The 18,599-nt window shown below is 71.0% G+C and carries 19 protein-coding genes; 13 read left to right on the forward strand and 6 right to left on the reverse strand.

The window, feature by feature from the left end; all coding sequences use genetic code 11:
* The first annotated feature begins 62 nt into the window (after nucleotides 1–62).
* On the forward strand, nucleotides 63–1,007 hold the full coding sequence (nudC, locus tag J8M50_RS31570) for an NAD(+) diphosphatase (protein WP_010360087.1): 945 nt from the start codon (nucleotides 63–65) through the stop codon (nucleotides 1,005–1,007).
* Between the two features lie 78 nt (nucleotides 1,008–1,085).
* Here the strand turns inward: nudC and J8M50_RS31575 are convergent, their stop codons facing one another.
* Nucleotides 1,086–1,328, reverse strand: coding sequence for a mycoredoxin (locus tag J8M50_RS31575; RefSeq protein WP_010360086.1), 243 nt, complete (start codon nucleotides 1,326–1,328; stop codon nucleotides 1,086–1,088).
* A 183-nt stretch (nucleotides 1,329–1,511) separates the two neighbouring features.
* Between J8M50_RS31575 and J8M50_RS31580 the strand changes: the two genes are divergently transcribed.
* From J8M50_RS31580 to J8M50_RS31595, 4 genes are all read left to right on the forward strand, one after another.
* Nucleotides 1,512–3,728: an ATP-dependent DNA helicase UvrD2 gene (locus tag J8M50_RS31580; RefSeq protein ID WP_079076485.1), complete on the forward strand. Its 2,217-nt coding sequence runs from the start codon at nucleotides 1,512–1,514 to the stop codon at nucleotides 3,726–3,728.
* A gap of 167 nt (nucleotides 3,729–3,895) precedes the next feature.
* On the forward strand, nucleotides 3,896–4,213 hold the full coding sequence (locus J8M50_RS31585; protein ID WP_010359718.1) for a hypothetical protein: 318 nt from the start codon (nucleotides 3,896–3,898) through the stop codon (nucleotides 4,211–4,213).
* A gap of 161 nt (nucleotides 4,214–4,374) precedes the next feature.
* Nucleotides 4,375–4,743 (forward strand): WhiB family transcriptional regulator, encoded by a 369-nt coding sequence (locus tag J8M50_RS31590; RefSeq protein ID WP_010359720.1) that lies wholly within the window; start codon nucleotides 4,375–4,377, stop codon nucleotides 4,741–4,743.
* On the forward strand, nucleotides 4,740–5,063 hold the full coding sequence (locus tag J8M50_RS31595) for a putative WhiB-interacting protein (RefSeq protein WP_010359722.1): 324 nt from the start codon (nucleotides 4,740–4,742) through the stop codon (nucleotides 5,061–5,063). The genes J8M50_RS31590 and J8M50_RS31595 overlap by 4 nt, the downstream gene beginning before the upstream one ends.
* Nucleotides 5,064–5,454: 391 nt before the next feature.
* Here the strand turns inward: J8M50_RS31595 and J8M50_RS31600 are convergent, their stop codons facing one another.
* Nucleotides 5,455–6,798: an ABC1 kinase family protein gene (locus J8M50_RS31600; RefSeq protein WP_010359723.1), complete on the reverse strand. Its 1,344-nt coding sequence runs from the start codon at nucleotides 6,796–6,798 to the stop codon at nucleotides 5,455–5,457.
* Nucleotides 6,791–8,038, reverse strand: a complete 1,248-nt coding sequence (locus J8M50_RS31605) for a TOMM precursor leader peptide-binding protein (protein ID WP_223786463.1) — start codon at nucleotides 8,036–8,038, stop codon at nucleotides 6,791–6,793. Before J8M50_RS31605 ends, J8M50_RS31600 begins: the two co-directional genes overlap by 8 nt.
* 340 nt (nucleotides 8,039–8,378) lie before the next feature.
* Between J8M50_RS31605 and J8M50_RS31610 the strand changes: the two genes are divergently transcribed.
* The 4 genes from J8M50_RS31610 to J8M50_RS31625 all read left to right on the forward strand — a co-directional run bounded on the left by J8M50_RS31610 (nucleotide 8,379) and on the right by J8M50_RS31625 (nucleotide 12,250).
* Entirely contained in the window at nucleotides 8,379–8,972 is a 594-nt protein-coding gene (locus J8M50_RS31610) for a M48 metallopeptidase family protein (RefSeq protein ID WP_010361145.1), read from the forward strand.
* A 112-nt stretch (nucleotides 8,973–9,084) separates the two neighbouring features.
* Nucleotides 9,085–10,794 (forward strand): TerD family protein, encoded by a 1,710-nt coding sequence (locus tag J8M50_RS31615; protein ID WP_223786359.1) that lies wholly within the window; start codon nucleotides 9,085–9,087, stop codon nucleotides 10,792–10,794.
* Nucleotides 10,795–10,802: 8 nt separating this feature from the next.
* Nucleotides 10,803–11,480, forward strand: a complete 678-nt coding sequence (locus J8M50_RS31620) for an AIM24 family protein (RefSeq protein WP_010353658.1) — start codon at nucleotides 10,803–10,805, stop codon at nucleotides 11,478–11,480.
* Between the two features lie 17 nt (nucleotides 11,481–11,497).
* Nucleotides 11,498–12,250 (forward strand): AIM24 family protein, encoded by a 753-nt coding sequence (locus tag J8M50_RS31625; protein WP_010353657.1) that lies wholly within the window; start codon nucleotides 11,498–11,500, stop codon nucleotides 12,248–12,250.
* 186 nt (nucleotides 12,251–12,436) lie between these two features.
* On the opposite strand, the gene J8M50_RS31630 is transcribed toward J8M50_RS31625, so the two are convergent.
* Both J8M50_RS31630 and J8M50_RS31635 read right to left on the reverse strand, forming a co-directional pair.
* On the reverse strand, nucleotides 12,437–12,958 hold the full coding sequence (locus J8M50_RS31630) for an NUDIX hydrolase (protein ID WP_010353656.1): 522 nt from the start codon (nucleotides 12,956–12,958) through the stop codon (nucleotides 12,437–12,439).
* Nucleotides 12,955–14,379 (reverse strand): zinc-dependent metalloprotease, encoded by a 1,425-nt coding sequence (locus J8M50_RS31635; protein WP_010353655.1) that lies wholly within the window; start codon nucleotides 14,377–14,379, stop codon nucleotides 12,955–12,957. The genes J8M50_RS31630 and J8M50_RS31635 overlap by 4 nt, the downstream gene beginning before the upstream one ends.
* Before the next feature lie 193 nt (nucleotides 14,380–14,572).
* Here J8M50_RS31635 and J8M50_RS31640 point away from each other — a divergent pair, with 193 nt between their 5' ends.
* From J8M50_RS31640 to J8M50_RS31655, 4 genes are all read left to right on the forward strand, one after another.
* Nucleotides 14,573–15,685, forward strand: a complete 1,113-nt coding sequence (locus J8M50_RS31640; RefSeq protein WP_010353654.1) for an SDR family oxidoreductase — start codon at nucleotides 14,573–14,575, stop codon at nucleotides 15,683–15,685.
* Between the two features lie 257 nt (nucleotides 15,686–15,942).
* A complete protein-coding gene (locus J8M50_RS31645) occupies nucleotides 15,943–16,407 on the forward strand; it encodes a molybdenum cofactor biosynthesis protein MoaE (RefSeq protein WP_029183846.1) in 465 nt (154 codons plus the stop codon).
* Between the two features lie 29 nt (nucleotides 16,408–16,436).
* Complete coding sequence (locus J8M50_RS31650; protein ID WP_141655583.1) at nucleotides 16,437–16,781, forward strand: hypothetical protein; 345 nt, start codon at nucleotides 16,437–16,439, stop codon at nucleotides 16,779–16,781.
* Nucleotides 16,782–16,806: 25 nt separating this feature from the next.
* Nucleotides 16,807–17,904 carry a YlbL family protein gene (locus J8M50_RS31655; protein WP_010353651.1) on the forward strand — a complete coding sequence of 366 codons (1,098 nt, stop codon included), beginning with the start codon at nucleotides 16,807–16,809 and terminating at the stop codon, nucleotides 17,902–17,904.
* A 54-nt stretch (nucleotides 17,905–17,958) separates the two neighbouring features.
* Here J8M50_RS31655 and J8M50_RS31660 read toward each other — a convergent pair whose 3' ends face one another.
* Nucleotides 17,959–18,501: a PPA1309 family protein gene (locus tag J8M50_RS31660; RefSeq protein ID WP_029183845.1), complete on the reverse strand. Its 543-nt coding sequence runs from the start codon at nucleotides 18,499–18,501 to the stop codon at nucleotides 17,959–17,961.
* Nucleotides 18,502–18,599 lie beyond the last annotated feature (98 nt).

Below are 18,599 nucleotides of genomic sequence, written 5' to 3' on the forward strand. Positions count from 1 at the left end.
CACCCGCCCCTGCCGTACGTCCCGCCGAACCAACCGCTGCACCGGGGGAGTTGGAAGTACCCGTGACCACCTGGACCGACCCGAACGCCGACCGGCCCGTGTCGCTCACCGCACCCAGCGGCATCGACCGCGCCGCCCACCACCGGCTCGACGAGGCGTGGCTCGCCGCAGCGTGGAGCCACCCCACCACCCGCTGTTTCGTGGTCTCCGACGGACAGGTCCTCATCGACGAGACGCCCGACGGCCGGACCGAACTCGTCATGACGCCCTCCTTCGAGGCACCGCTCACCGAGGCGCACCGCTACTTCCTGGGCGCCGACGAGGACGGCGTCAGCTACTTCGCCCTCCAGAAGGACGCCCTGCCCGGCCGCATCGACCAGTCCGCGCGCCCCGCGGGCCTGCGCGAGGCCGGCCTGCTGCTGTCCGCGCGCGACGTCGGCCTGATGGTCCACGCGGTCGGCCTGGAGAACTGGCAGCGCACCCACCGTTTCTGCTCCCGCTGCGGCGAACGCACCGTCATCGCCGCCGCGGGTCACATCCGCCGCTGCCCGGCCTGCGGCGCGGAGCACTACCCGCGCACCGACCCGGCCGTGATCATGGCCGTCACGGACGACGAGGACCGCCTCCTGCTCGGCCGCCAGGTCCACTGGCCCGAAGGGCGCTTCTCGACGCTCGCCGGGTTCGTCGAGCCCGGCGAGTCCATCGAGACCTCCGTGCGCCGCGAGGTCTTCGAGGAGGTCGGCGTCACCGTCGGCCGCGTCGAGTACGTCGCCAGCCAGCCCTGGCCCTTCCCGTCCAGCCTGATGCTCGGCTTCCTCGCGCACGCCACGTCCACCGACATCGACGTCGACGGCGACGAGATCCACGAGGCCCGCTGGTTCTCCCGCGACGAACTGTGCGCCGCCTTCGAGTCCGGCGAGGTCCTGCCGCCCTACGGCATCTCCATCGCCGCCCGCCTGATCGAACTCTGGTACGGAAAGCCCCTGCCGACCCGCAACTTCATCTGAGCGGGCGAAGACACGGCGAAGAACAGAAAAGAGGGGCGGCCCCGATGAACCGGGACCGCCCCTCTCGCGCGTCCGCGCTTACGCGCCGACCTTCTGCTTGACCTGCGCCAACGACGGGTTCGTCAGCGTCGAACCGTCCGGGAACAGCACGGTCGGAACCGTCTGGTTCCCGCCGTTCGCCTTCTCGACGAAGGCCGCGGAATCCGGGTCGTGCTCGATGTTGATCTCCGTGTACGCGATGCCCTCGCGGTCCATCTGCTTCTTCAACCGCTGGCAGTAGCCGCACCACGTGGTGCTGTACATCGTCACAGTGCCCGGCATGTCTCTCGCGCTCCTTCGGCGGGTCGGGGAAGTCTGCTCGCAGAGGGGGAACGTACGTGAATCCGTCACCATTCCCGTTCTCGGCGTCACCCTGACGTGACACCCGACGCACTTGTACGACAATCGGGTCCCGCCTGTGGATAACTTTTTCGCCCGTCTCCGCGGACCTGGCAGCATGGCGGTGTGACAGCAGCAACGCACTCCCCTCTCTTCCCGCAGGCACCGGACTCTGCCGACGCGGTGCTCGAAGGGCTCGACCCCGAGCAGCGCGAGGTGGCGACCACCCTGCGCGGCCCGGTGTGCGTGCTGGCCGGCGCCGGCACGGGCAAGACCAGGGCGATCACCCACCGCATCGCCTACGGGGTCCGCGCGGGCATGCTCCAGCCCTCCAGCGTCCTCGCCGTCACGTTCACCAACCGCGCGGCGGGCGAGATGCGCGGCCGGCTGCGCCAGCTCGGCGCCCAGGGCGTCCAGGCGCGGACGTTCCACTCCGCCGCCCTGCGCCAGCTCCAGTACTTCTGGCCGAAAGCGATCGGCGGCGCCCTGCCCCGCCTCGTCGACCGCAAGTTCCAGCTCGTCGCCGACGCCGCCCTCTCCTGCGGACTGCGCCTCGACCGGGGCGAGCTGCGGGACGCCACGGCCGAGATCGAATGGTCCAAGGTCACCCAGACCGTCCCCGCCGACTACGCGCCGGCCGTCGCCAAGGCGGGCCGCGACGCCCCCCGCGACCCCGCCGAACTCGCCCAGGTGTACGCCGCCTACGAGAACCTCAAGCGCGAGCGCGGCGTCATCGACTTCGAGGACGTCCTGCTGCTGACCGTCGCCGTCCTCCAGGACCGCCGGGACATCGCCGACCAGGTCCGCGCCCAGTACCAGCACTTCGTGGTCGACGAGTACCAGGACGTCAGCCCCCTGCAACAGCGCCTCCTGGAGCTGTGGCTCGGCGACCGCGACGACCTGTGCGTGGTCGGCGACGCCAGCCAGACCATCTACTCCTTCACCGGCGCCACCCCCGACCACCTCCTCGACTTCCGCACTCGCCACCCCGGCGCGACCGTCGTCAAACTGGTCCGCGACTACCGCTCCACCCCCCAGGTCGTCCACCTCGCCAACGGCCTCCTCGCCCAGGCCAGCGGCCGGGCCGCCGACCACCGGCTCGAACTCGTCTCCCAGCGCGCCCCCGGACCCGAACCGGCCTACACCGAGTACACGGACGAACCCGACGAGGCCGAGGGCGCCGCCCGCCGCATCCGCGAGCTGCTCACAGCCGGTGTCCCCGCCGCCGAGATCGCGATCCTGTTCCGCACCAACTCCCAGTCCGAGACGTACGAACAGGCCCTCGCCGACGCCGGCATCCCCTACCAGCTGCGCGGCGCCGAGCGGTTCTTCGACCGGCCCGAGGTCCGCAAGGCGACCGCCTCCCTGCGCGCCGCCGCCCGCTTCGGGGGCAACGACTCCGCGCTGGACGACGCCGTGGACCTGCCCTCGCAGGTGCGTGCCGTCCTCTCCGGCGAAGGGTGGACGACAACGCCCCCGGCGGGCTCCGGGGCCGTCAGGGAGCGCTGGGAGTCCCTCGCCGCCCTGGTCCACCTCGCCGGTGACTTCACCGCCGCCAAGCAGGACGCCACGCTCGCCGACCTGGTCGCTGAACTCGACGAGCGCATGAACGCCCAGCACGCCCCGACCGTCCAGGGCGTCACCCTCGCCTCCCTGCACTCCGCCAAGGGCCTGGAGTGGGACGTCGTCTTCCTGGTCGGCGTCGCCGAGGGCATGATGCCGATCACCTACGCCCGCACCGACGAGCAGGTCGAGGAGGAACGGCGGCTGCTCTACGTCGGCGTGACCCGCGCGCGCGAACGGCTCCACGTCTCCTGGGCGCTCGCCCGCTCGCCCGGAGGCCGCGCCAGCCGCCGCCCCTCCCGCTTCCTCGACGGCCTGCGCCCCGGCTCCGGCAGCGCGGCGGGCCGTACGGCCGCCTCGGGCGCCTCCGGGGGCGTCGAGCGCGGCACCCTGAAGGCCGCGACGGGCCGGGCGGGCGCCCTCGGCCCGTCCCCCCGGCGCCAGCGCACGCCGGCGCGCTGCCGGATCTGCGGGCGCACATTGACCGACGGCGGCGAGCTGAAGCTCCTGCGGTGCGACGACTGCCCCTCCGACATGGACGAGGGCCTCTACGAGCGGCTGCGCGCCTGGCGAGAGGTCCAGGCCAAGCACACCGGACAGCCCGCTTTCTGCGTCTTCACCGACAAGACGCTGGTCGCCATCGCCGAGGCCGCCCCCGAGGAGCCGGGCGATCTCGCGTGCATCCCCGGCGTCGGCCAGCGCAAGCTCAACCGGTACGGCACCGACGTGCTGGCCATCTGCGCAGGTCAGGACTGTGCGGGAGAGGAAGGGGAGGGCTGATGCGAAGTCGTCGAAAAAATAGTTTGCGCATGCCCCGGCAATCCCCATAGGTTCTTAGACACCGGGGACGGCGGCCTTCTCGAAGGCCCCTGATCCGTGTTGTACTTGCGTATCCGCCGGACCGGTTTCATCCCCGGTCCTTGAGACGCCGAGAGGAGGCGATTCCAGTGATCATCAACAAGACCCGCTTCACCAGCACCGTCAAACTGACCGATCCCTCGGTCGTCTCCGTGTGCATCCTCGGCGCCTCGAACCCGGGCACCGGTCTGTCCGGCCTTCGCGCCGGCCGGTCCGAGTCGCTCTCCGTCGCCCCCGCGAGTGTTCCCACCCGCGACGAGCGACCGATGAAGGCACTGGAAGCAGTAGAGGCAAAGGCCCGGTCCTATGCCTTTGCGGCAGCCGGTGCCGGAAACCCGAAGCAGACGACGCACCACCACCAGATGTGGGCCTTCCGCGGGCCAGATCCCTGGAGTGATCCAGCCTGATCGACGATCAGGCCGGCGCCTTCAGGGCCGCGGAACCCCATCCGGGATCCGCGGCCCTTCTGTTTGTCCCCACACCGGGGACGGACAGCCGAAGGAGCCTCGGGACGACAAGCCGACACCGGCCCAACAGGGCCGGTCCGACAGACGAGGAAGACGAAACCGTGCAACTCGAAGCGCACGAAACGTCCGTACCGCCTTCCGAAACGATCCCCCCGCCCGGTCTCCAGGAGGACCCCGCCTTGACTCCCCTCACCGCGCTCACCGCGCTCGACGACGCCATCGAGAACCTCGGCGTACCCGTTCCCTGCCGCTCCTACGACCCGGAGGTCTTCTTCGCCGAGTCGCCCGCGGACGTGGAGTACGCGAAGTCCCTCTGCCGTACCTGCCCCCTGATGGAGGCGTGCCTCGCCGGGGCGAAGGAGCGGCGTGAGCCCTGGGGTGTCTGGGGTGGCGAGCTGTTCGTGCAGGGCGTCGTGGTCGCCCGCAAGCGGCCTCGTGGCCGTCCGCGCAAGAACCCGGTCTCAGCATGAACATCACCGGAACCATCGACCGCCCCCTCACGCACGACCCCCAGAAGCAGGCCCCGATGAAGCCGTCCGCCAGTGAGCCCGTGGGCTCCGCGAACACAGACGTCATTACCAGCGGCGCGAACGACTCGCGCCAGAACAGGAACCGAGAGATGCAACTCATCCCAGAAGCCTTGGCTCGTGCGCATATGCATGAGCGCATGCAGGAGGCCGAGCGGGAGCGGCTGGCCGCTCGCGTGGTCGCCGCGCGGCGGATGCAGCGTCGTGCGGAGCGGGCCTCGCGGCGCGCTCGGCGGGCGATCGCCATGGCCGTCATGCAGTAAGGCGTACACACCGTACGACTGAGGTTGTTCGTGGGGCCGGTCCGGTTTCGGGCCGGCCCCTTGTGGTGGGTGGAAAAAAGGGGGGGTGCCTGTGGAGGCCGGTGGGCGGGTGCGGGTTCGTTGTGGTTGTTCGCGCCCGCGCGGCGGCAGCCGCATGTCAGACACAGCCCCGCGCCCCTGAAAGAGCGGGTTGCGGGCGGTTGTGAGGTTTTACGCCGTTATCGTCAGGAAATGAGCGATCCTTCCCCTGACGGTCAGTCCGACGTTCCGGTTGCCTGCACCCGGTGTGGTGTCCCCGCTGGTGACCCGCCGCCGCTCACCTGGACCTGTTCCGTCGAGAGCGGTGAGCGGCGGTACTTCTGTGACTCCTGTGGGCGGGAGAATCTGTGGGCTATTGAAGGGCGGTTGGATTCGGCTTGGTGGTGAAGCCGGGGAGCCACTCCTCCAGTTCCTCGCGCAGGTGGACCGTCGCGTTCAGCTGGCACAGGACGCCGATCGTGCTGAGGGTGACGCGGTGGATCAGGAGGTACGACGGCGGGAGGTTCAGCTGCTTGCCGAGCTGGTGCGCCGGTGAGCGGGGGTCGGCGATGCGGGCCGCCTGGGTGCGGATCCAGGAGCGGGTGAACGTGAACTCCTCCGCCTGGACCGGCTCGATGATGGGGAGCAGGTAGTCGAGGATCGCGTCGGGGTCCAGGTCGATGGAGTCCTTGACGAAGCCCTCCGTGCGCAGGTGCTCGTAGACCGCGCCCGCGTCACCCGCCAGGGTCATGCGCAGCGCCTCGCCTATCGGCCGGGGCAGCCCCCCGGGCAGCCGGTCGACGGTGCCGAAGTCCAGGACGCCCAGGCGCCAGCCGTCGCCGTCCGGGACCAGACGGAAGTTGCCGGGGTGCGGGTCGGCGTGCAGCAGGCCCGTGCGCGCGGGGCCCGAGAAGAAGAAGCGCGCGAGAAGCTGACCGGCCCGGTCGCGCTGCTCCGCCGTACCCCCCGAGATCACCTCGGACAGCGGCACGCCCTCGATCCACTCGGTGATCAGGACCTGGTCGGACTGGTGGACCACGGTGGGTACGACGATGTCGGGGTCGTCGGTGAACTCCTGCGCGTGCGCGCGCTGGGCGGTCGCCTCCAGGGCGTAGTCCAGCTCCTCGGAGACGCGGTCGCGCAACTCGGTGATCAGCGGCTTGACGTCCATGCCCGGCACCAGGGGGCCGAGGAGACGGGCGAAGCGGCTGAGCTGGTTCAGGTCGGAGAGCAGGGCCTCGCCCGCGCCCGGGTACTGGACCTTGACCGCGACGTCACGGCCGTCCCGCCACACCGCGCGGTGGACCTGGCCGATCGACGCGGCAGCCGCCGGCTTGTCGTCGAACTCCAGGAACAGGTCCTGCCAGTTCGCGTCCAGGTGCTCCGCCAGCACCGCGTGCACCGTGCGGACCGGCATCGGCGGGGCCGCCTCCTGGAGCTTCGTCAGGGCCGCGCGGTAGGGGCCCGCGACGTCCTCGGGGAGCGCCGCCTCGAAGACCGACAGGGCCTGGCCGAACTTCATCGCGCCGCCCTTCAGCTCGCCGAGGACCTTGAAGAGCTGGTCGGCCGTGCGCTGTTGCAGCTCGCGGCCGACGATCTCCGCCGACTCGCCCACGATCCTCTTACCCAGGCCCCAGGTGGCCCGGCCGGCGATGCCGAGCGGGAGCGCGGCGAGCTTGGCGGTGCGGGTGACCGCCTTGCGGGGAAGATCAGACATGCGCCCTCCAAGTACCCACCGGCCGCGCCGCGTTCGCCGGACGGAGTGACTCTTTCGAATGCCGTTGCCCAGCCATTGTCTCGTGCGCCCCTGTGTCCTCGACGGGGTGTTCCTCAACAGAGGGAGAAGCTTCGGCAAGAAGGACCCGGGAGGGCCCTTCGGGGTTCCCGGCGACGGCTGCTCCGCACGCGCACTCCGGGTGCGCCTCGATCGTCCTCGCCCGCCACTGGAGCGCCGGGGTCGAGATCTCCCAGCGGGTGCTGTGGGCCGGTGCGGTCTGGCCGTCGAGGAACGCCAGGGCGTGGCCGGCGGCGAGGCCCGCGACCGTGGTGGCCAGGGCGAGGTCGCAGGGGAGGGTGGGGCGGCGGTGGCCCGAGCGCCACTGGGCGAGGAGGCGCAGCCACGCCGGATCGGCGTCGCAGCGGGACTGCTGGAGGCAGCCCGCGCAGGCCGTCTCGCCGGGGAGGACGAGGGGGCCGACCATGCCGGTCGCCTCCACCACTCCGGCGTACAGGTGCGGGGTGCCCGAGGCGATCAGGGGTTCGGCGGTGGCCGGGTCCGGCGCGTACACGCCGACGTCGTCGCGCGGGGTGAGGATCACCAGGCCGAAGCCCGGCTCGGGGCCGGGTTCGCGGGACGGCGGACGGTCGGGGGACGCCGCGCGCACCGCACGCCGGGCCGCGTCGCGGCGGGGCTCGCCGATCGCGCCTGCGGGCAGGCCGCCCGGCGCCACGTCACCCGGCTCCACCCGGCCCTCGTCGGACACCTCGACCGTGCCGACGCCCGCCCCCGACAGCAGCGCGGCCAGCACCGTGCCGACCCTGCCCGCGCCCCGCACCCGCACCCGCGCACGGCGCCGGGCCGCCAGCAGCCGCATCGCCTCGCCGGGCTCCGGGGTGAGCAGCGACAGCGCGGCCAGGTCCGGGCCCAGCCGCTCCAGGGCCTCGCCCCGGCGCCGCAGCGCGTCCGCCTCCGGCCCGCCCCCGCGCGCGTCGTCCAGCAGCCCCGCCCCGGCCAGCCCCCGCACCAGCCCGTCCACATGCCCCTCCGGCAGGTCCCGCCTGCGCGCCTCCTCCCGCAGCAGCGGCAGCCCCCGCGTGCCGTCCAGCAGATCGAGGAACCCTTGCGTGGCGCTGTCCAGCGGCCCCAGCGTCAGCGCATGCGCCGGGGTCATCCCGAACTGCACGGTGCTCAGATCCCGCCACCCGCGCCGCAACGCCGGCTTCACCCTCGGATGCACAGCCACCACCCCCGTCGTCGTCATGGCCCCACGGCCTCGAAACCCGGGCCGTGCGCCCCGGAGCACGCGCCCCGGCGGACCGCCCCGAGCCCCACGCCCCGAAACCCCGGAACCACGGCCCCGGAGCCCGGCCCGCACAGGCCCCGGCTCCTCGCCGGAACCCTCGCCCCGGCCGTCACCCTCAGCATGCCCACCCCCACGAAAACTCGCCGAAAGTTATCCACAGGTAACGGCATCAGTCGTACAAGTCGGCCGCTCGGGGCACCCGGATGCCACGGGAAAGACACCGAACCGTCCCGGAGTCAAGACTTCTTCCGTGTGCAGCGGGTAACGTCAGGGCGTGTCCGCCGACCCATTGCACGCCGGAACATCACAGCGCAGCACGACGAATCCGCCGCAGAGCGGCTCGAAGGCGAGTGCGATCGAGGTCCGCAGGAGCGCCCGGCGCCGCCGGACGGTCTCCGCGTACCGCGAGGGCGACCGCACCGTCGTGCTCATCCCTGCCCGGATGTCCGAGGCCGAGGAGAAGCGCTGGGTGACTGTCATGCTCGACAAGCTGGCCGCCCAGGAGAGCAAACGGGTCCTCGGTGACGCCGAGCTCTCCGAGCGCGCGCAGCGGCTGTCCGCGCAGTACTTCGACGGGCGCGCGCGGCCCAGCTCGGTGCGGTGGGTGACCAACCAGAACACCCGCTGGGGCTCGTGCACGCCCGCGGAGGGCAGCATCCGGCTCTCGCACCGGCTGAAGGGCATGCCGGAGTACGTCATCGACTACGTCCTCCTGCACGAGCTGGCGCATCTCCTCGTACCCGGCCACGGGCCCGACTTCTGGCGGCTGCTGGAGGCCTACCCGCGCACCGAACGTGCGCGCGGGTACCTGGAGGGCGTCGTCTCCGCCGACCGGCTCCCGCATCTGCCGGGCGCGCGCGGGGAGTGACGCGGGGCGCGTGCCGTGTACCGGGTCTGTACCGACTTCCTGCGATGTCGGAGCCAGCGGTTAGCCTGGCGCGAACGAACTCGCATTCGGGAGTGGGGGACGGTCGTTGCACATGCCCAGGGAATTCCAACGCGGCCACAAGGCCAAGGTCGGCGATCTGACGGCGGGGACGGATCTGTACGTGGGGGTACAGATCTCGGCGCCCGGCCTGGCCTTCGACATCAGCTGCTTCGGACTGGACGCCGACGAACGGCTCTCGGACGACCGGTACTTCGTCTTCTTCAACCAGCCGAAGTCCCCCGAGGAGTCCATCCAGCTCCTCGGTGAGCAGGCCGGGGACACGGAATCCTTCCGGGTGACCCTGGACCGTGTCCCGCCGCAGATCCAGAAGCTGTCCTTCACCGCGACGATCGACGGCGACGGCCGGATGTCGCAGATCGCCCCCGGCTACCTGAGGATCGTCGCCGGCGGCGAGGAGGTCGCGCGGTACGCCTTCGACGGCTCGGAGTTCTCCACCGAACGCGCGGTGATGCTCGGCGACTTCTACCTCAAGGACGTCTGGCGGTTCGCGGCGGTCGGCCAGGGCTTCGACGGCGGCCTCGACGCGCTGCTGAAGAACTTCGGCGGCGAGGTCGCGGAGGAGGAACCGGCCCAGGCGCCCGAGCCCCCGGCCGAGGCCCCCGCCTTCGCCCCACCGGCCTTCGCGCCCCCGGCGGCCCCGACGACGGCCGCCGTACCGCCGCAGGCACCTGCCCCGGCGGCTCCGGCCCCCGCGCCCTCCTTCGGCACGCCGGTCCCCGCAGCCCCGCCCGCCCCGGCGCCCGCGCCTTCTTTCGGCGCTCCGGCTCCCACCACACCCCCACCGGCCCCCGCGCCCGCCTTCGCCCCCCACGCCGCCCCCACCATTGCCGCCGGCCTCCACACCCCACCCGCCAGCACGATCCCGCCCCCGCCCACCCCCACGGCGCCCGCACCCCAGGGTGGCCCGTTCACCCCGCCGGGGACGACGCCTCCCGGCGCTCCCTTCGGCACCCCGGGCACGACACCCCCGGCGGCGCCCTTCGGCCAGCCCGGCACGACACCTCCCGGTGCCCCCTTCGGCACCACCCCACCCCCCGGCGCCCCCTTCGGCGCCCCCACCTCCCTAGCCCCCGTACCCCCCGAAGCCGGCCTCCGCGCAGTCCTCACCAAGTACGCCGAGGCCCCCGTGGGCGACCGCTGGACCGAGCAGAACCCGGAGCTCGTGCGGGCGACCCTCACCAAGGGTGCCAACATTCTCGCCAAACAGGGCAGCATGGTCGCCTACCAGGGCGACATCGACTTCGCCCACAAGGGTTCAGGACTCCTCGGCAAGCTGACGGGACAGCTCACCGGCCAGGGCATGAGCCTCATGCGCTGCTCCGGCGACGGCGAGGTGTTCCTCGCGGACGAGGCGAGCCGCCTCTTCGTGATCCGCCTCCAGGGCGAGCAGCTGTACACGTCCGCGCGCGGGGTGCTCGCCTTCGACGAGGCCCTCGACACCGAGGTCCGCCGCATCGAGGGCGTGGGCCTGCCCGGCGGCGGCCTGTTCAGCATGCTGTTCTCCGGCACGGGCGCGGTCGTCGTCAAGACCCGAGGCGTCCCCGTCGTCCTCCCGGTCGGCCCCGCCACGTACGTCGACGGCAACGCCGTCATCGCCTGGTCCGCGGGCGCGCAGGCGGTCACCACGACCTCGCTGCGCCTGCGCCGCTCCGGGTACGCCCGGCAGAGCGCGGAGGCCGTCAACCTCCAGTTCCGGGGCGCCCCCGGCAACTTCGTCGTCGTCCAGCCCTTCGAGGTGTGAGGCAGACCGTGGACCTCCAGACACTCAACGCGCAGCAGCCCGCGACGGCCGGCGTACGGATGAGCGTGCACAGCTCCAAGACGCTCAAGGTCACCATGGTCACCGGCCAGGACCTGTACGCGAAGGCCGGCTCGATGATCGCGTACGACGGGTACGTCCAGTTCGACGGCGCCCCCGCGACCCTGCGGCGCAACGCCGAGGAGATGGTCAGCGGCGAGGGCGGGCGGCTGATGCTGTGCCGCGGCGACGGCGAGCTGTACCTCGCCGACTACGGCGGCGACGTACTCGTACTCCATCTCAACAACGAGGCGATCTCCGTCAACGGGCCCACCCTGCTCGCCTGCGACGCCTCCCTCGATCTCAAGATCGAGCCGGTCAAGGGGCTCGCCAAGCTCTCCGGGTCCGGGCTCACGAACCTCGTCGTGCGGGGGACCGGGTGGGTCGCGCTCGTCAGTCGGGGGGTACCGATCTCTCTCGACTGCGCCGAGCGGGAGACGTACGTCGATCCCGACGCGCTGATCGCCTGGACCGACGGGCTCGACATGAAGGCCAAGCGCACGATCAAGGCGGGCGCGCTGATCGGGCGCGGTAGCGGGGAAGCCTTTCAAGTCGGCTTCAAGGGGCAGGGGTTCGTCGTCGTCCAGCCCAGCGAGGACACCGGCGACCGATTCAAGATCCGGGGCTGAGGGGAGCCACGACAGACATGCACAGCACACTCTTCGCGCACATTCCGGTGGAGTCCACCGAGCGCTACACCCTCCAGAACCCGCAGCTCCTCAAGACGGACGTCGCGCGCGGGCGCGGGGCGATTCTTGCGCGGCAGGGGGCCATGGTCGCCTTCGAGGGCGACGTCCAGTTCGACAGTCAGTACCGGGACCGGGGGTGGCGCAATGTCGAGCGGATGACGGGGGAGCGGCTCGAACTCATGCGGTGCAAGGGGAGCGGGGTTGTGTATCTCGCGAACTTCGCTCAGCACCTGCACATCATGGAAGTGGGGCGGGGGATCACCGTCGACTCGTCGTCCGTGCTTGCGTTCGACGGGTCCCTCAATGTCGGGATCGTTGCGATCGACAGTGCGGTTGAGGTGGCTTCTGCCGGGGCGTACAACCTTGAGCTTGCCGGGGATGGGCAGGTTGTCGTGATGACGTCCGGGGAGCCGTTGGTGCTGGAGGTCGAGCCGGGGAAGAACGTCTGTTGCGACTCCGATGCGGTGATCGCCTGGTCGACTTCGCTGCGTACGCAGTTGCAGGCGCCGACGTCGACTTCTGCGGTTTGGCGGCGGCGGGGGTCTTCCGGGGAGGGGTGGGAGATGCAGTTCTCCGGGAGCGGGCATGTGCTGGTGCAGCCGAGTGAGTTGTTGCCGCCGCAGCATTTGCGGACGTCCGGGGTGTTGGGGCAGTTCGGGGTGGGGAGTGGGGGGCTGAGCGGGAACTCGTTGGGGGGTAGTCGGAACTAGCGCCTAGGGGGGTGCCGCGGAGGGTTGTGGGGCGGGTGCGGGTGCGTTGTGGCTTGTCGCGCCCGCGCGGCGGAGCCGCACATCGATACAGCCCCGCGCCCCTAAAAACCCGATGCTCACCCCGAAAAATCCGAGCCCTCCCCGCGTGTGTAAGGGGCGGCCCGCCTTGTGGGCGCCCCTTACTCCTTACACCGCCAGCCTTCTCCTTGTTTCCTCCAGCAGGCGTACTACCGAATCGTCCGCCACCCCCGCCACCTCCTCGTACGAGAACCACCGCAGGTCCAGTGACTCGTCGCTGATCTTCTCCACCGCCCCCTCCGGAGCCACCGCCGCGTACTGCACATCCAAGTGCCACGCGCACGGCGTCAAGTGGCGGTCCAGCCTCACCGGGCCGCCCGGCAGCAGCCTCAAGCCCTCGATGCCGGACTCCTCGACGCCCTCGCGGAGCGCCGAGGCGGACAGGCTCGTGTCGGACGGCTCGCAGTGGCCCCCCATCTGGAGCCACATGCGGAGCTTTTTGTGCAGGGTCAGCAGGACCCGGCCGCGCGCCGGGTCGATGACCAGCGCGCTGGCCGTGATGTGGCCGTCCGCGCAGGACTTCCACATGCCGTCCGGGTGGGAGGCGAGGTGGGACAGGTAGGTGTCGCGCAGGTCCGGCTGGGCCTCGTATCCCTTGAGGACCGAGGCCGCGTCGTCGTGCAGGGTCACTCGGTGTCGTCGTCCTTGTCGGTGGAGGGCTTCTTCTTCAGGTCGGGTCCGCTTTCCGCGGCCTCGCCGAGCAGCTTGTCCAGCTCGGAGAAGTCGAGCTGCTCGCGGTGGACGAAGCCGTCCGGGTCGTCGAGGTCGGTGGCGGTGGGGAGCATGTCGGGGTGGGCCCACAGGGCGTCACGGCCGTCGACACCGCGCGCGTCCGTGAGGGACGCCCACAGGCGGGACGCGTCACGCAGGCGCCGCGGGCGCAGCTCCAGGCCGATCAGCGTGGCGAACGTCTGCTCGGCGGGGCCGCCCGAGGCGCGACGGCGGCGCAGGGTCTCGCGCAGCGCGTCCGCCGAGGTCAGCCGGGGTTTCGCCGCCGCGTGCACCACCGCGTCGACCCAGCCCTCGACCAGGGCGAGCGCCGTCTCCAGACGGGCCAGCGCCGCCTTCTGCTCCGGCGTGTCCTCCGGCTGGAACATGCCCTGCTGGAGCGCGTCCTGGAGCTGCTCGGGGTTCTGCGGGTCGAACTGGCCGACCACGTCCTCCAGCTTGGCCGTGTCGACCTTGATCCCGCGCGCGTAGCCCTCGACCGCGCCGAACAGGTGCGACCGCAGCCACGGCACGTGCGCGAACAGCCGCTGGTGGGCCGCCTCGCGCAGCGCCAGGTACAGCCGGACCTCGTCCTTCGCGACGCCCAGGTCCTTGCCGAACGTCTCGATGTTCACCGGCAGCAGCGCGGCCTTCCCGGCCGGGCCCAGCGGCAGCCCGATGTCCGTCGAGCCGACGACCTCGCCCGCGAGCACGCCCACGGCCTGCCCGATCTGCGTGCCGAACATGGCACCGCCCATCGAGCGCATCATGCCGATCAGCGGGCCCGCCATGGCCTGCATCTCCTCCGGCAGGACGTCACCCATCGCCGCGCCGACGCGCTCGGCGACCGGGTCCACCAGCTCCTTCCACGCGGGCAGCGTCGCCTCGACCCACTCCGCGCGCGACCACGCCACCGCCGTACCCGCGCCGGACGGCAGGGACGTCGCGTCGTCGAGCCACAGGTCCGCCAGGCGCACCGCCTCCTCGACCGCCGTACGCTCCGCCGCGCCCACGCTCGCGTCCTTCACGCCGTCCTGCGTGCCCTGCGCGACCGTCTGGCGGGCGATCTGCTTCGCCATGTCCCAGTTCACCGGGCCGCCCTCGTACGACAGCATCTGCCCGAGCTGCTGGAACGCGGCCCCCAGGTCACCGGGGTTCATGGAGCCGAACATCGCGGCGAGCGGGTTGTCCCCGCCCGGACCGCCGAAGCCGCCGGCTCCGAGGCCGAATCCGAACGGGTTGGCCGGTCCCTGACCACCACCGCTCTGGGGGTCCTTCTTCTTGCCGTCGCCGTCCTCCGGCTCCTCCGGCGGAAGGCCGAATCCGAATGGGGTGTCACTCACGGGGTTCCTCGGCTGGTAAGGCCACCGGTCTCCCGACCGGCGGCGCGGCTGCCCTGCAACACCACCCAGCGTAGACACCCGGGCCCGATCGGGCCTCGGTGCTCCGCCGACTCGCGGCCTGCGGCAGGATGGAGCCACCTGGTACGTACGCGTCATCCGCGCCGTATGCCATGACAACCGCTGGAGACACCTGGTGAGTTCCCCAGATCCGCAGGTTCGCGCAGCGCGAAACCGCTCAACCGGCGCGGCCTCGCGCGGGCCCGTCGTCGCCGTCACCGGCGCGGCGCACGGGGTGGGCGCGCTGCTGACCGAGCGGCTCGCCGCGTCCGACGAGATCAAGCAGGTCGTCGCCATCGACGAGCGGCGGGGGGAGTGCGACGACGCGACGTGGCATGTCCTCGACGTGCGTGATCCGGCGATCGCGGAGAAGTTGCGGGGGGCCGATGTCGTCGTCCATCTCGCGCTGGATCTCGATCTCGGGTCCGATGGCGCCGCCCGTACGGCGTACAACGTGCGGGGTACGCAGACCGTGCTCACCGCTGCCGCCGCTGCGGGGGTTCATCGGGTCGTGCTGTGCACCTCCGCCATGGTGTACGGCGCTCTGCCTGACAACGAGCTGCCTCTTGCCGAGGACGCGGAGTTGCGGGCCACCGCCGAGGCCACCGGGGTCGGGGATCTGCTGGAGATCGAGCGGCTTGCCCGGCGGGCGCCCCGTGCTCATCCCGGGCTCAACGTCACCGTCGTGCGGCCCGCCACGCTCGTCGGTGGCACCGACACCGCCCTCACCCGGTACTTCGAGTCGCCCCGGCTCCTCGTCGTCGCCGGGTCGCGGCCCGCGTGGCAGTTCTGCCATGTCGACGATCTGTGTGCGGCTCTGGAGTACGCCGTTCTGGAGAAGGTCGAGGGGGAGCTTGCCGTCGGGTGTGACGGGTGGCTCGAACAGGAGGAGGTCGAGGAGCTGAGTGGGATTCGGCGGATGGAGTTGCCGTCCGCGGTTGCTCTTGGGGCGGCTGCTCGGCTGCATCGGATCGGGCTGACTCCGTCGCCTGCCGGGGATCTCGCCTACACCATGTATCCCTGGGTGGTCAGTGGCAGCCGGCTGCACGCTGCCGGGTGGCGGCCTCAGTGGAGCAACGAGGAGGTTCTGGCTGAGCTGCTTGAGGAGGTTGCTGGGCGGCACACCGTCGTTGGGCGGCGGCTGGGGCGTAAGGATGCGACTGCTGCGGGGGCTGCGGGGGCGACGGTTGCGTTGCTGGGGGCGGCTGCTGTGGTGCGGCGGGCTCGGAAGGCTCGGCGGCGGGTCTAGTACGGGGGGTGCGGGCCCCAAGTTGTTTTCGCCCCCGCCGCCCCTACCCGTCCCATCCTCAAGGGGCTCCGCCCCTTGGACCCCGGGGTGGGTGGGGGAGGTGGGGGCGGCATTCTGTGGGTGGGGGGTGATCGGCCCTGAAGGGGCCTCGTCCTCAAACGCCGGACGGGCTGAAAAAATGCTGGGCGCCCTTTTCTCCGTCCTGTTTCCACGAGGCACCACTCCATGAGGACCACTCCATGAGGGACCATTGGGCCATGGCTGATGTTTCTTTTGATCATCCCGGGGAAGTTGGGGCTGCTGAGCCCGTTAAGTTGGTTGCTGTTCGCGGGGAGGCTTTGTCTCTCGATGAGGTGTTTCGGGCCGTGGGGGACGATGCCGCCGGGGGGATCTCCCTGTTTGTGGGGACCGTTCGGGATCATGACGGAGGGGTTGGGGTTGAGGCGTTGGGGTACTCCTGTCATCCCAGTGCCGAGAGCGAGATGCGGCGGGTTGCCGAGAAGGTTGTCGCGGAGTTTCCTGTGCGGGCGCTCGCCGCTGTGCATCGGGTGGGGGAGTTGGAGGTGGGGGATGTTGCCGTGATCGTTGCTGTGGCTTGTGCTCATCGGGCTGAAGCGTTCGCCGCCTGTCGCAAGCTCATCGACGATCTCAAGCACGAGGTGCCCATCTGGAAGCAGCAGAAGTTCTCCGACGGGACCGAGGAGTGGGTGGGGGCCTGCTGAGGCTCGGGTTGCGTAACCGGCTGCCCCGCGTGAGCGTTGTGCTGATCAGTCAGTCCGGGGTCGGGAGGTCGTACATGGGGGCGCTCGCCTGGTTGGTGATCCCGCTGCTCGCGGCGGTCGGCGCGGGGGTGTGGGGCGGCTGGGTCAACCGCACGCGCAAGGCCCGCAGCGACGGCCCCGAACTGGACGGGTACGCCCGTTTCCGCGCGGCGATGGAGCGGCCGATCCTGCGGGACGGCGATTTCCGGTACGCCGGGTTCGAGGACGCCCACCGGAACGTCGCCGCCGACACCTTCGACGAACCCCCGCTGACCCTCGAAACCACCGCCCCCCAAGGGCCCACACCTGACGGGCCCGCCCTGACGATGCACTGACAGCCCCGTCCCGTACTGTCGACCCATGCCACGCCGCACAGCGACGATGCTCGCCTCGACCCTGATGCTGATCGCCCTCCTGTGCGTGGGGGTGTTCGTCAAGGTGCCGTACGCCGAGATGTCACCCGGTCCGACGGTCAACACGCTGGGGGACCACGACGGGGAGCCGGTGCTCCAGATCTCGGGGCACAAGACGTATCCGACGTCCGGGCACCTCAACATGACCACCGTCCGAGTGACCGGCGCCGACTACCGGATGAACCTCGTCGAGGCCGTGTACGGCTGGCTCGCGCACGACAACAAGGTCGTCCCGCACGACACGCTGTACCCGGACGGCAAGACGGAGCAGCAGTCCACGCAGGAGAACGCGGAGGAGTTCAGCCAGTCCCAGGAGAGCGCGAAGGTCGCCGCGCTGAAGGCGCTGAACATCCCCGTGCAGTCGTGGGTGATCGTCTCGACGGTCGTCAAGGGCTCCCCGGCGGAGGGCAAGCTGCACGCCGGGGACGTCATCAAGGACGTGGACGGGACGGCCGTAAAAGAACCCGGTGACGTCGCGAAGCTCGTGACGAAGCACAAGCCGGGCGAGGACGTCGTGTTCACGATCACCCCGGCGAAGGCGCAGGAGACCGCGCAGAAGTCCGGCAAGACCGCGACGGCCACCCAGAAGGTCACCATCAGGACGGCGGCCTCGGACGACACCGGCCAGAAGCGCGCCATCGTCGGGATCTCGGCGGGGACGGACCACACGTTCCCCTTCAGCATCGACATCAAGCTCGCGGACGTCGGCGGACCGAGCGCCGGTCTGATGTTCTCCCTCGGGATTTACGACAAGCTCACCCCGGGCAACCTCACCGGCGGCAAGTTCGTCGCGGGCACGGGGACGATCGACGACGACGGCAAGGTCGGCCCGATCGGCGGCATCGAGCTGAAGACGGTCGGCGCGCGCGACAAGGGTGCCCAGTACTTCCTCACCCCGGCCGACAACTGCGCGGCGGCGGCGAAGGACACGCCGAGCGGCCTCACCCTCGTCAAGGTCGCGACCATCAAGGACGCGCTCGGCGCGCTGACGGACATCAGGGAGGGCAAGACCGACGCCCTGCCCAAGTGCACGACCAAGAACTGACGGAGGGTGCCCTCTGCCAAGAAGGGCACCCTCACCGTCGTAGAAGTAAAGAAATCAGTCCTCGAACGTCGCCGACAGCGCCTCCGCGAGGCCCGGCACCAGTGCACCCCCCGTGAGAACCTCCGTCGCCGCGTCCTTCTCGCGCAGGCGCAGCGCCGAGTCGCGGGTGCCGTCGCGCAGGACCGCGACGGTCATGCGGACCTCCTGGCGGTCGGGGTGCGCCGCGACCCACTGCGCGAGCTTCTTCTCGTTCAGGTTGGACGGGACCTGGGCCTCGGCGGACGGCGGCAGCATCAGGCGTTCGACGGTCAGCGCGCAGCCGGTGACCGCGGCCGGCCAGGCGATCGTGGCGAGGAACTCGTCGAGCGGCCGGCCGGCGGGCACCTCGTCCTGCTCGATCGGGGTGAGACCGGCGGTCTCGGGCGCGTCGTCGAGGCCGAGCTGGGCCGCGATACGGGGTTCCTCGCGGCGCAGGCGCGCGGTGTCGACGAGGGCGAAGAGGCGGGCGGGCTGGTCCCAGCCGAGACCGGAGACGTACTCGTCGATCTCCAGTACGGCCCGGGTGAGCGGGTTCGCCGCCATGGGAGTGTTGGACATGGTCACAATCCTCTCTTGTTCGTGACCTGAATCGGGAACCGAGTAAACGGTGAGTAAGTTGCATAGGTGTGGGCCCGCGATCATCGGGGGTCACGAGG

Source organism: Streptomyces acidiscabies (assembly GCF_020010905.1).
Lineage (GTDB): Bacteria > Actinomycetota > Actinomycetes > Streptomycetales > Streptomycetaceae > Streptomyces > Streptomyces acidiscabies.

Excerpts from the sequence above, each read along its gene's own strand:
- J8M50_RS31575 (WP_010360086.1), bottom strand. The coding sequence starts at position 1,328 with ATGCCGGGCACTGTGACGATGTACAGCACCACGTGGTGCGGCTACTGC.
- J8M50_RS31615 (WP_223786359.1), top strand. The coding sequence starts at position 9,085 with ATGCCCAGGGAATTCCAACGCGGCCACAAGGCCAAGGTCGGCGATCTG.
- J8M50_RS31660 (WP_029183845.1), bottom strand. The coding sequence starts at position 18,501 with ATGTCCAACACTCCCATGGCGGCGAACCCGCTCACCCGGGCCGTACTG.
- J8M50_RS31655 (WP_010353651.1), top strand. The coding sequence starts at position 16,807 with ATGCCACGCCGCACAGCGACGATGCTCGCCTCGACCCTGATGCTGATC.
- J8M50_RS31595 (WP_010359722.1), top strand. The coding sequence starts at position 4,740 with ATGAACATCACCGGAACCATCGACCGCCCCCTCACGCACGACCCCCAG.
- J8M50_RS31600 (WP_010359723.1), bottom strand. The coding sequence starts at position 6,798 with ATGTCTGATCTTCCCCGCAAGGCGGTCACCCGCACCGCCAAGCTCGCC.
- J8M50_RS31625 (WP_010353657.1), top strand. The coding sequence starts at position 11,498 with ATGCACAGCACACTCTTCGCGCACATTCCGGTGGAGTCCACCGAGCGC.
- J8M50_RS31645 (WP_029183846.1), top strand. The coding sequence starts at position 15,943 with ATGGCTGATGTTTCTTTTGATCATCCCGGGGAAGTTGGGGCTGCTGAG.